Origin of the sequence: Clostridium sp. AF34-10BH (assembly GCF_003478095.1) — a bacterium.
GTDB classification, from domain to species: Bacteria; Bacillota; Clostridia; order Lachnospirales; family Lachnospiraceae; genus Acetatifactor; species Acetatifactor acetigignens.
Genome location: NZ_QUEC01000027.1, coordinates 1 through 12,039, shown reverse-complemented (window position 1 = coordinate 12,039; position 12,039 = coordinate 1). Strand labels below are relative to the sequence as shown.

The following is a 12,039-nucleotide window of genomic DNA, read 5'->3' as shown; positions in this document are numbered from 1 at the left end:
GATACTTAATGGAATTTTGGTTACAACAGAATAACGATAAGTTTCAACTCCCAGTTAAGCCCTCCGATTACACAGTAACCGTATCCCATAAAAATACGGTTGTAAATGTAATACAGGTGGGAGATGTAAACCTTATCGGTAACACAGGCTTAAGAGAAATTTCTCTTAAGTCTTTTTTTCCAGCAAAAGATTATAACTTTAGTAATAATGCAGGGCGTAAACAGCCTCTAACTTATGTAGAGAAGATCGAGAGCTGGAGAAAGTCTGGTACTCCTATTAGGGTTATCATTACAGGCACTCTTAACATGGAGGCTACAGTAGAGAGCTTTGTGTGGGGAGAGCAGGATGCTACAGGAGATATTTATTATACCTGTAATCTAAAGGAGTACAAAAAGATAAAGACAAAAAAAGCTACCGTTACTATAGCTACTGTAAAGCCTACAGTAAGGGCTACAAAGCCACAGGCTAGTACAGCCAGAACATACACGGTAAAAAGTGGGGATTGCCTCTGGAAGATAGCTAAACAGTTTTACGGTAACGGAGCTCAGTACACTAAGATCTACAATGCTAACAGGGATAAGATAAAAAATCCTAATCTTATCTATCCTAATCAAGTATTAACGATCCCTTAGGAGGTGGTAAGAGTGATAGTAGTACATAAGGATACAGACATTACAGAGTATGTATCCTCTATGAGCTGGGGAGGTAGCAGATCGGAGGTAGCTAGAAAGCTGGAGCTCCATATAGTCAACGCTCCCCTAGATAAAAATATTACTCCTCTTACCATCAACTTAGCGGATCCTGTTTATCTATTTGAGGATGATGGAAAAACAGAGCTCTTTAGAGGCTTTGTAGTAGAGAGGGAGGCAAGCAGTACCACAGGTACGGTTACTTATACCTGTTATGATCTTCTTTTCTATACCATCAAGAGTAACGCCACTTATAATTTTAGCTCTAAAACAGCGGAGGCGATAACTCAGATGGTATGTGATGATATGGAGATCCCTGTAGGCTCCTTAGCTCAGACAGGGCTAACACAGAAACTCATAGTACAGAATGTATCTATCTATGAGATTATTATGAGAGCCTATACACAGGCGTACCAACAGAACGGAGTAAGCTACAGAGTGGTAGCTAAAAAAGGCTACCTCAATGTAGAGGAAATGGGTAAGGTGGTATGCAGTATTGAGATCACGGAGGATAGCAATATTACCAGCTCCAACTATAAAGAAAGCATTACTAACATGGTTAATAAGGTTCGTATATATGACGGAGAGGGCAAGCCACAGGGAGTAGTACAAAATGATGCAGATGTGAAAAAGTATGGTATATTCCAACAGACCTACACTAAAGAGGAGGGCAAGGATGCTACTACCACAGCTAAGAGTATGTTTAAGACGGTTGAGAAAACCTTTACTCTGGAATGTGTAAACCTCAATGAGGCAGTAACAGGAGCAGGGGCGGTAGTAAGAGATAGCTCTACAGGGCTCAGCGGTGTAGTGTGGATAGATGCAGATACTCACACATGGCAGAATGGAGTAGCTACTATGAGCTTAACAGTAACTCTAAAACAAATGATGGATACTAAGGAGGGATAGCATGGCTGGTACTGGGGATAACATGAAAAACGATCATCAATATGCAGAAGTACTAGAGATGATGAGATCACAGGGAGCTAAAGATAATCCCACCTTAGCCCAGATAGGAGTAATGCAAAGCTCTAACAGCGTAAAGATAGATGATCTGGTACTCAATGCTGAGGATCTGTATATAGCAGATTACTTAGTAGCAGGGTATACCAGACAAATTAAAGTACCTTATGTAGCTGGAGTATCTGTGGATACTACACAGAGTAACGGTTTTGCTAGTAAGGATAACCCAGATCCAGATACTAGGGTATGGAAACAGAGCCAGATAACCTATACCGATGGGCTTAAGGCTGGGGATATGGTGCTGGTACAGAAACTTAATGATAATAACAAGTATGTAATCATAGCAAGGGTGGTGGAGGCGTAAATGAGTTTATTTCCTTTTGCAACAACAGAGGATCTCACTCTAGCGGATCAAGAGGTAACAGCCTCCTCTATCCGTGAGTATGAGATCGACTTTGAAAAAGGCACCCTCACAGGGAGGATAGTAACTGGTGTAGATGCTCTTTGTGTGTGGGCTTACTTAGCTCTTAAGGCTAAGAGATACCGCTGGATTATTTATAGCTGGGGTTATGGGGATGAGGTTTATGATCTTATCGGATATAGCTACAGTGAGGAATACCTTAACAGTGAGGTAAGGCGGTATATGGAGGAGTGCTTATTTGAGAATGAGCATATAACAGGAGTACAAGATCTGGAGGTATCTCAGATTAAAGATGTACTCCATATAAAATTTACTCTGGTAACAGATGTAGGTAGTAAGGAGGTGGAAATGGATGTATGAGGATCAGACATACGAAAATATATTAGATAGATCCCTAGCAAGGGTGGCAAGTGATGTAGATAAGCGTGAGGGCTCCGTTATTATGAACGCTATAGCCCCTGTATCCGCAGAGCACGCAGATGTATATATCCAGCTAGGTAATATCGTAAATAATGGGTATGCAGATACCGCAGTAAGAGAGTTTCTAATCCTCCGCTGTAAGGAGAGAGGTATTATCCCTTATGAGGCTACTAAGGCTACTCTAAAGGGTAAATTTAATATGGAGATCCCTATAGGATCCAGATTTAATCTGAATGAGCTTAACTATGTAGCCACAGCATTTATGGAGAGTGCTGATGGCTATTTTTATTACCAGATGGAGTGTGAAACAGAGGGTACTAATGGTAATAAGTTTTTTGGAGATCTTAGCTCCATTGAGTACATTGATAAGGATCTTACTGGAGAGCTTACAGAGCTCCTTATCCCAGCGGAGGATGAGGAGGATACAGAGGCTCTAAGGACACGATACCTTAACTCCTTTGATAGTAACCCTTTTGGCGGTAATAAGCAGGATTATGTAGAAAAAACCGATGCTCTGGATGGTGTAGGTGGTACAGTGGTTATCCCTGTGTGGAATGGGGGAGGCACTGTTAAGTTAATCATTATCAATAGTGATTTTGGAGTAGCATCTAGCACACTGGTAAAAGCGGTGCAGGAGGCTATAGATCCAGATCCACAGGGTACAGGTAGTGGCATAGCTCCTATAGGGCATACCGTAACAGTAGTATCCGCTGTGGGTAAGACAGTAAGCATAAAATCCAGAATAACTCTAAATGATGGCTACCAGTGGTTACAGGTAAAACCTAAGGCGGAGGAAACTTTGGAGGCGTATTTTTTAGAAATGCGTAAGAACTGGGAGAAAGGTAACTTAGTAGTGCGTATCTCTCAGATAGAAAACAGGCTCCTTAATCTGGATGGGATCTTAGATGTGGCAGATACACAGCTAAACGATGTAGCCAGTAACTTAGCCTTAGCACAGGAGGAGATACCTCTGTTAGGAGGTGTTTATATTGGCTAGAGAGATTGATTTATTAGGCTATTGGATGCCTGTACTCCGACAGCTTAAAGAGTTTAAGGAGATAGCAAAGGCGGAAACGCCAGAGCTTAAGTATATCCTAGAACAGATTGAGCGTACTCTTAACAATATGTTTATTGAAACAGCGGATGAGTACGGTATTAAGCGTTTTGAGGATATGATGGGTATTTACCCAGAGGCAGGAGCCAGCCTAGAAACAAGGCGTTTTAATGTGCTGGTTAAGTGGAATGATAAAGTACCTTATACGGAGAAAGAGCTTTATAACAGGCTTATTAGTATCTGTGGAGATGATAACTTTAGTGTTAATCCAGATTATAAAAATTATTTTTTAGAGATTATAACTCATTTAGGGATAGAGGGGGCGTTTGATACGATCTCCTCTATTTTGCAGGATATGATCCCATGTAATCTGGTGCTGGATCTTAAAAACACTCTGGAGGAGGGAAATACAACTCCTTTTAGTGTGGCAGTAGTATCTTGTGTAGCTATGAGGTATCAGATCACAAACGATATTAACCCTAAGGTGGCTACAGAGAGCCCTATGTACTACGGTGTAGGCTTAGGCAAAGCTGGTACTCACATTATCACTCACGATATAAAGAGTACTGTAAATCAGAGCTCAGATCTCAATGTAGCACAGGCGTTATCTACAGGAGGCTCCTCTGGAGCTATCACAATGGATATAGCTGTAAAGGATGAGGTAGAAAGCCCTCATTATGAGGGAGTAGGCGTTGGAATGGCGTTTACAAAAATCATTACTCACGATATTAACAGCAAAGCAACTAACAGCGGTAATACTACTGTAGCAAGCCCTGTAAACACAGCTACAGTTATTACAATAAATTAAAGAAAAGGAGTGTGATAAAATGGGTGCTTTTAAGAGTGCAGTAATCACAAAAAAAGGACAGGAACTCTTAGCAAAAGTGGTAGCAGGTACTACTAAGCTGGAGTTTACTAAGATCAAGGTATCCGATACTAAGTTATCTGGGGATCTGGCAAGTATGACAGGTATCGGTACTATCAAACAGGAGGAAAAGGTAGCCTCTGTAGTGAGAAAGAATGGATCTAATGTTACAGTATCCGCTAGTTTCTCTAATCAGACCTTAGGGCAGGGTTATTATGTAAGAAACTTAGGACTTTATGCAAATGATCCACAGGCTGGAGAGATCCTCTACAGTATCTCAGTAGCAGATGAGAGTACCGCTACAGCGGATTATATGCCTCCATTTAATGGTATCGGTGTAAGCTCCCTTATGGTGGATCTTGTAACAGCGGTATCTAATGCCTCTAGCGTAAAGGTAAACGTAGATCCTACCGCTGGAGCCACAGTAGCCCAGATCGTTAATTTACAGGAGCAGATTGACGATGTTAAGAGCTTTGTAGGCTATGAGAGCTCCGATGTATACGGTGTGGAGATTGATTTTCCTAATAGGCGGTTTACCAGAATTGCAGGAGCAGAAAATCTTACCGCTGGAGCTGATTTTGATAAGCTCAATCCGTGGGGCGGTAGAAAGAGATGTATATTAGCTGATGATGGTACAGTACTTGCATACAGAGGAGAAACAGGATACACAGAGGCAGGAGCTACTACTGTAGAGCTTAAAAAGACAGTAGACGGAGCAGAAAAAACCTATGCTAGCGGTACTAAGGTACAGGTAATGGTAGAACAGCCTGTATTTTATGTTAAGGCTGTACCTGTAAGCTCTAAGAACGCTACCAGCGGTAAGGGTAAGCAGTACACTAAGGGTAGATTTTATATCAGCCCTACACCTAAGGCAGGATTTACAGCTCCTAGAGCCTTTTACGATAATCACGGTATTGTACAGGATAAGATCTATCTCTCAGCGTTTGAGGGCTGTATTTATGATACAGATGCTAAAAAGTATCTTACAGCGGATGAGCAGGTAGCGGATTTTGCTACAGATATGCTCTCATCTATCGCAGGTGCTAAGCCAGCCAGTGGACTTACACAGAACCTCACTAGAGCAAACGTAAGAAAGCTCTGTGCTAACAGAGGTGCAGGCTGGGAAAGTCATAGTATTTTTGCTATGGCGGTTACAGAGTGGCTCCTTATGATTGAGTATGCTAGTTTAGATGCTCAGCGTAAAGTAGGTAGAGGCGTTTGTGATTTTACCGATGATGGTAAAACTAATATGGCTGTAGTAACAGGTGCTACCTCTGGATTAGGTAATGGATCTGGTATTGATCCTAACGGTGGCGTAGATGGTAAGTGCTCAGTATCTTACAGAGGAGAGGAAAACCTCTGGGGCAATATTTGGACTTGGCTGGATAAGGTAAATATCTTAGCTAAAGGACAGAATGAGGTATTTGTGCATGAGATCGGAGCTACAGTAGCAGACGATACTACCACAGGATACAAGAGCTTAGGCTATCACTGGAGCCATAGTAACGGCTATCAAAGTGCCTTTGGTATTGATCCAGAGCATCCAGAGTTACTTATCCCTACAGAGGCTAGTGGATCGGATGTATTCACAGGTAACTATGTATGGCAGAATTACACCTACAACGGTTTCTTTATTGCTATATTGGGCGGTGGGTGGAATGGTGGCTCTACTTGCGGTTTCGATCTGAGTGGTAATTATGCCTCTGGTGCTCGCGATCGTACTTTCGGCGGTCGCTTGCTGTATGTGCCTCAAACAAAGGTTGCTTAAATCTTTGAGGAAAAATAAATAAAATCAAAAAGGGTAATAGGAGGGGCTGGAAAGCTCTTTTTTATTACCCTTTTTGTCGGTAGCTGATAAGGTTTCTTAATTACTAAATTAGGCAGTAAATGGAATAATGGCTCTAATTGCAGTTTCAATCTGAATGGTAATAATACCTCTGGTAATCGCAATCGTAATATCAGCAGTCACTTACTATATGTGCATATAAAAATAAAAGAAAATCAGAGAAATATGTGTTCACTGTGACACTTATTTTACATTAAGTGAGTAACAGCTACCGTGGCTCTTGCCAGAACATAAAACTCCTCTATGAGGAGCGGTAAAAAATAGCTAAGAGGGTGCTTATGTGCGGAGAGATCCGTAAACCATGTTAGCCTAGCAAGCTAAGAACTGATTGTTATGTGAACGATAGCACAGGGGTACTACAACAGGTAGTTAGCTCCCTCTTATGCACATACAAAATTATGATAAGGTGGGTGCCAAAACACATGAAAGATACTGGAGATTTATTTTCTAAGATATGCGATATGGATAATCTTAGAAAAGCCCACAAGAACGCAAAGAGAGGTAAAGGGTGGTATGCAGAGGTAAAGCGTATAGAGAAAGATCTGGATCATTACCTAAGGAGGCTACAGGAAAATCTAATAGAACACAGGTATCATACCTCCGACTATGAAACTTTTGTAAGAAAAGAGGGAAGTAAGGAGAGGGAGATTTATAAGTTACCGTACTATCCAGACCGTATATGTCAATGGGCTATCTTACAGGTTATAGAGCCCTACTTACTTAATTCCATGACAAAAGATACCTATAGTGCAATCCCTAACAGAGGGATCCAGCCTATTATCAATCAATTACGATGGTATAAGAAAAAGATTAAGAAAGATGGAAAAGTAGTGGCGGAGAAGTGGATACCCAGTATTTTAGTATCGGATCCAGAGGCTACAAAGTATTGTTTAAAGCTGGATGTAAGAAAATATTATCCCAGCATTGTACACGATGTATTAAAGGCTAAGTATAGAGAGCTCTTTAAGGATGAGGAGCTTATCTGGTTAATGGATGAGATCATAGATAGTATTAGTACTTGTCCAGCCACAGAGGAAAATATAGAGATCCTCCAGAGGCTAGGTGTGGCGGTAAATATTATCATAGACGATAACGGTAGAGAATTTGTGGATGGCGTAGGTATTCCTATTGGAAACTATGTTAGCCAGTATGACGGTAATTTTAATCTATCTGTAGTAGATCACTGGCTCAAAGAGGTTAAGGGCGTTAAGTACTACTTTAGATACATGGATGATATGGTTATTTTCGGTAGCAGTAAAGAGGAATTACACAAACTCAAAAGAGAGTTAGATGAGTTTATGGCGGTAAATCTTAAGCAGGTGCTTAAGCATAACTGGCAGGTATTTCCTACTAAGGTAAGAGGTGTAGATTTTGTAGGCTATAGATTTTTCGGAGAGTATACCTTACTCAGAAAATCGACTTGCAAAACATTTAAGCGTAGGATGCTTAGCATCTCCAGTAAAAGAGAAAACAATGTGAGCCCTACTTATAGTGAGTGGTGCTCATTTAATAGCTATGTGGGCTGGCTACAGCATTGTGATAGCTTTAGGCTATACCAGAAATATGTAGAGCCTAATGTAGAGTATATGCACAATTATTACTTAAAGGAGGTAAAAGGTAATGCAGAAATTTGCAAACGTAAGAACTACAGCGGAGAGCGTAAAGCCTCTTGAGATTGATGATTACCATGTATATGTAAATACAGGTATCAAAGAGATCCATGAGGAGGCTAAGGAGGGAGATCTTAGCTCTGGGTTTGATGGATTTGAAATTGAAACACAGGAGATCTATGAGAAAGATGAGTACATCCAGCTCATGGCAGAGAAAAACAGCTCCTTAGAGGAGCAGGCTACAGATTTACAGTTAGCCTTAGCAGATGTGTATGAGCAGATGTTAGGGTTATCAGCTAACTAAGAGGGAGGAGAAAGATTATGGCACAGGTTTACGCTACTTTGATCCGCAAAGGGTTAAGGACTATTGATAATATACCAAAGGATCTCAGAAAAGCCGTACAAAAAATCTTAGACGGAGATAATGAGTAGTATGTTACTCAATATTATCTTAAAAACAATACTCAGAAAGGAGGTAAAAGCTATGGCAGTAATTTACGCTACCCTTATTGTAAAGGGCAAAAAGACGATCAATGATGTACCGCCAGTAATCAGAGAGCAGGTTAAGCAGATCCTCATTGATCTTGATTTACCAGAGCTGGCAGAGTAAGCCACAGGGGGAGAGCTAAATGCTCTCCCTTTTATTATGGCGGAAAGGAGGATCTTATGGATATGGCTACAGATGCAGATATTAACATCGAGCATAGACTTACTGAGGTAGAACAGCGAGCAAAGAGTAACACTAATCGACTTAATGAGCATGATGAGATACTCAAAAGCAATAGTGAGATGATTGGAGCTATAAAGGAGCTGGCTACTGAGGTTAAGTATATGCGTGGGGATCTGAATGAAACCGTTGAGAGGCTTAACAAGCTGGAGGGTAAGGATGGGGATAAGTGGGATAAATTCAAGTGGCTTATTGTAACAGGGCTTGTAACACTTATCTTAGGATACTTAGCGGTTTCTGTAGGATTAAAGTAAGGAGGGGATCCAATTTATCTCTTTACCTCATTTTGAGGTATCGTAGTAACTATTAACAAACTCACAAGGAGGTACAGTATGAATTTAAAAGTTAGAGTAAAAAATCCTGTATTCTGGGTACAGATTGTACTTAGTATTTTAACTCCTGTGCTTGCGTATGCAGGACTTACAGCACAGGATCTTACCACATGGAGTAAGGTAGGGGAGCTCATTGTAGGAGCTATCTCTAATCCTTATGTACTCTCTTTAGTGGCGGTATCGGTTTGGAACACTCTGAACGATCCGACTACAAAGGGATTAGGCGATAGTGCCAGAGCAAAGAGCTATACAGCTCCACAGTAAATATATTTATCAGACAGACAGGGAGAGCCTTTACAGGGCTCTCCTTTTTAAGTGTTTAGATCGGAGGTATTATTATGACAGAGAAAGAAATCAGATCAAAGGTTGTTGAGATCGCTAGGGGTTGGTTAGGCTGTAAAGAGAGTGACGGATCCCATAAAAAGATTATTGATACTTATAACGCTTGTAAGCCACTCCCTAGAAGTTATGCTGTAAAATATACAGATGCGTGGTGTGCTACTTTTGCATCCGCTGTAGGTATTAAGGCAGGACTTACAGATATTATCCCTAGAGAGTGTAGCTGTAATCAGTTTATCCAGCTTGCTAAGAATATGGGTATCTGGGTAGAGAATGATGCTTACACTCCATCCGCTGGAGATATGATCCTCTATGATTGGGATGATAACGGAGTAGGAGATAATACAGGTAGTGCGGATCATATCGGTATTGTAGTATCTGTATCTGGAGGCGTTATTAAGGTTATCGAGGGTAACAAGAGTAACGCTGTAGGCTATAGAGAGCTTGCTGTAAACGGTAAGTATATCAGAGGCTTTGTTACTCCTAAGTACAGCTCTAAGGCTACTAAAGAGGAGGCTCCTAAGCCATCTGGTAACGGAGGAGGCTCTTACAATATTGGAGATATTGTAAACTTTACAGGATGCCTCCACTATACCAGCTCTACAGCTAGTGGCGTTGCATACGGTTGTAAAGCAGGACAGGCTAAGGTAACTAACAAGGCTGAGGGTGCGGTACATCCGTATCATTTACAGGCTATCTCTGGTAAGGGCTCTACTGTATATGGCTGGGTAAATGCTGGAGATATTTCTGGTAAGACAGGCGGAGGATCCGCTAAGACCTACACAGTAGTTAAGGGAGATACTCTTAGCAAGATCGCTAAAAAGTACGGAACTACTGTAGATACTCTGGTTAAGCTCAATGGTATCAAAAATAAAAACCTTATTAACATCGGACAGGTAATCAAGTTACCTTAATCCTTTAGGCACTCCTTAATATTTTTTCATATAGAGGGCTACTGGCTGTAAAATGCTGGTAGCCCTCATTTTTTAGTTGTATCTAGTATATAAGGGGTGTATAATAGATAGGAACTGAAAACAGCCTCATAAAGCCCTCTATTTTATCGAGGGTAAAGAAGTCTACACCTAATATATAAAAGTGGCTGTATGAGGCACACAGGAGCTCACAGGACTATTACAGGAGGGTAAACAGGATGGCATACAGGAAAATAACGGATATAAGAGATACTATTGGTATGAGAGCGGTATTTTATGCCAGAGTATCTACAGCGGAGGAGGAACAGCTAAACGCTATAGAACTCCAGATTGAGGAGAATAGAGGATGTATTAAGGATCATGGCTGGAAACTGGTAGGAGAGTATATTGATCGCAGTAAGAGCGGTACGATGGTAAAGGGAAGAGATGATTACCAGAGGCTCTATGAGGATCTGTATGAGGATCTATTTGATATTGTAGTAATCAAGGATCAAGAGAGGCTCCAGAGAAATACTCTGGATTGGTACCTCTTTATTAACAGGGTAGTACAGACAGGAAAGCTCCTGTTTATGTACATGGATGGGAAATTTTACTCCCCAGATGATGCTCTTATCACAGGTGTACGAGCGATCATAGCGGAGGAGTTTAGTAGAAATCTTAGTAAAAAACTCCATAACTACCACGATCACAGAATAGAGAAAGCCAGACAGGGGCAGGAGATAGCCTTACAGGGTAGCGGTAACGTGTATGGATGGGATAAAAAAGATGGTAAATATTATATCAATCCAGAACAGGCTAAGGTAAGGAGGCTCATGTGTGAGGGAATTATGGCAAGAAAAGGCTCTACCCTCATAGCTAAGGAGCTTAATGATGCTGGATACCGTAACACGGTAGGGAAACCGTGGAAACCTATGGATATACCTAAATTTGTATATGATTGTAAAAATGTAGGTACCATGATTATAAACAAAGAAAGACACGATTTTGAGAGTAAGCAAACTATAAAACTCCCTAAGGAGGAGTGGGTATATGTAGAAAACGCTCTCCCTCCAATAGTCACACAGGAGGAGTGGGATCTAATCTGTAAGATCCATGAGGAGAGAGTAATAGCCACAGGATCCGACAGGAGAGGCAAGAAAACCAGCGGATACTCTTTTAGTGGTAAGCTGGTATGTGGTATCTGTGGGGCTCCTTATTGGAGGAAACAGAGAGTATCTAAGGATGAGTACTGGGTATGCAGTACAAAACAGACTAAAGGCAGGAGAACCAGAAAAAGAGATAGCACGATGGGAAAAGCTGGAGAGATAAATCCTTTAGGCTGTGATAATGAAAATATCTCTTATAATTCCCTCATGGAGATAATGGGGGTAGTATCAGAACGATTACAGGCAAATACAGACACAATAAAGCAGGATATGATAAATTGGCTTACTAAACTCAGAAAACAGCTCCTAGAGGCAAATGGAGGGCATACAGAGGCAGATCTACAGCGTGAGCTCTCCAGAAAAAGTAAGCTACTGGATGCCTACTTAGATGGGATCCTAAATAAACAGGAATACCAGAAAAAAGCAGAGGAGTTAGATGAGAGGATCATCCAGCTTAAGACAGAAACAGAAAAGAATAAGGCTAACTCTGGAGATATTGCAGAGATAGATAAGGTGCTGGCTAACATAGATGAGGAGGTAGCCAGATATGTAGATGGTAATGAGAAATTAAAAGTAGAATACCTCTTAGAGCACTTAGAGCAGGTACAGATATTCCCAGATAAGGTTATAGTTATAGTACCGATATTGAGCGAGGGGATAGTAGTAGAGAAAACTCAGTATGTATCTAGGGAGAAA

The 12,039-nt window shown here is 41.0% G+C and carries 15 protein-coding genes; all 15 read left to right on the top strand.

The genetic code is table 11. The features are described 5' to 3' along the window. The first annotated feature begins 8 nt into the window (after nucleotides 1-8). The gene (locus tag DWZ61_RS15255; protein ID WP_118351707.1) at nucleotides 9-632 is read left to right on the top strand and encodes a LysM peptidoglycan-binding domain-containing protein; all 624 of its coding nucleotides are present in this window, start codon (nucleotides 9-11) and stop codon (nucleotides 630-632) included. A 12-nt stretch (nucleotides 633-644) separates the two neighbouring features. After that, nucleotides 645-1,598 (top strand): hypothetical protein, encoded by a 954-nt coding sequence (locus tag DWZ61_RS15250; protein WP_243002174.1) that lies wholly within the window; start codon nucleotides 645-647, stop codon nucleotides 1,596-1,598. A 1-nt stretch (nucleotide 1,599) separates the two neighbouring features. After that, nucleotides 1,600-2,016, top strand: coding sequence for a DUF2577 domain-containing protein (locus DWZ61_RS15245; RefSeq protein ID WP_118351706.1), 417 nt, complete (start codon nucleotides 1,600-1,602; stop codon nucleotides 2,014-2,016). Beyond that, nucleotides 2,017-2,433 carry a DUF2634 domain-containing protein gene (locus tag DWZ61_RS15240; RefSeq protein ID WP_012744431.1) on the top strand — a complete coding sequence of 139 codons (417 nt, stop codon included), beginning with the start codon at nucleotides 2,017-2,019 and terminating at the stop codon, nucleotides 2,431-2,433. Then, the gene (locus tag DWZ61_RS15235) at nucleotides 2,426-3,490 is read left to right on the top strand and encodes a baseplate J/gp47 family protein (RefSeq protein WP_118351705.1); all 1,065 of its coding nucleotides are present in this window, start codon (nucleotides 2,426-2,428) and stop codon (nucleotides 3,488-3,490) included. The genes DWZ61_RS15240 and DWZ61_RS15235 overlap by 8 nt, the downstream gene beginning before the upstream one ends. Next, a complete protein-coding gene (locus tag DWZ61_RS15230; RefSeq protein WP_330413758.1) occupies nucleotides 3,483-4,355 on the top strand; it encodes a putative phage tail protein in 873 nt (290 codons plus the stop codon). Before DWZ61_RS15235 ends, DWZ61_RS15230 begins: the two co-directional genes overlap by 8 nt. Before the next feature lie 19 nt (nucleotides 4,356-4,374). Beyond that, nucleotides 4,375-6,180, top strand: coding sequence for a phage tail protein (locus DWZ61_RS15225; RefSeq protein WP_118539483.1), 1,806 nt, complete (start codon nucleotides 4,375-4,377; stop codon nucleotides 6,178-6,180). Between the two features lie 500 nt (nucleotides 6,181-6,680). Further along, nucleotides 6,681-7,931, top strand: coding sequence for an RNA-directed DNA polymerase (locus DWZ61_RS15220; RefSeq protein WP_118539583.1), 1,251 nt, complete (start codon nucleotides 6,681-6,683; stop codon nucleotides 7,929-7,931). Next, on the top strand, nucleotides 7,879-8,172 hold the full coding sequence (locus DWZ61_RS15215; protein WP_118539481.1) for a hypothetical protein: 294 nt from the start codon (nucleotides 7,879-7,881) through the stop codon (nucleotides 8,170-8,172). Before DWZ61_RS15220 ends, DWZ61_RS15215 begins: the two co-directional genes overlap by 53 nt. A gap of 17 nt (nucleotides 8,173-8,189) precedes the next feature. Further along, complete coding sequence (locus tag DWZ61_RS20425; protein ID WP_015517587.1) at nucleotides 8,190-8,300, top strand: CD1375 family protein; 111 nt, start codon at nucleotides 8,190-8,192, stop codon at nucleotides 8,298-8,300. Nucleotides 8,301-8,352: 52 nt separating this feature from the next. Then, nucleotides 8,353-8,478 (top strand): CD1375 family protein, encoded by a 126-nt coding sequence (locus DWZ61_RS19955; protein ID WP_330361641.1) that lies wholly within the window; start codon nucleotides 8,353-8,355, stop codon nucleotides 8,476-8,478. Nucleotides 8,479-8,534: 56 nt separating this feature from the next. Continuing rightward, nucleotides 8,535-8,849 (top strand): hypothetical protein, encoded by a 315-nt coding sequence (locus DWZ61_RS15210; RefSeq protein ID WP_015517589.1) that lies wholly within the window; start codon nucleotides 8,535-8,537, stop codon nucleotides 8,847-8,849. Nucleotides 8,850-8,927: 78 nt separating this feature from the next. After that, nucleotides 8,928-9,191, top strand: a complete 264-nt coding sequence (locus tag DWZ61_RS15205) for a phage holin family protein (RefSeq protein WP_118351700.1) — start codon at nucleotides 8,928-8,930, stop codon at nucleotides 9,189-9,191. 74 nt (nucleotides 9,192-9,265) lie between these two features. Beyond that, nucleotides 9,266-10,180 carry a LysM peptidoglycan-binding domain-containing protein gene (locus DWZ61_RS15200; RefSeq protein ID WP_118539479.1) on the top strand — a complete coding sequence of 305 codons (915 nt, stop codon included), beginning with the start codon at nucleotides 9,266-9,268 and terminating at the stop codon, nucleotides 10,178-10,180. 236 nt (nucleotides 10,181-10,416) lie between these two features. Then, nucleotides 10,417-12,039 (top strand): recombinase family protein (locus DWZ61_RS15195; RefSeq protein WP_147354725.1); only part of this gene is annotated, 1,623 nt, incomplete at its 3' end.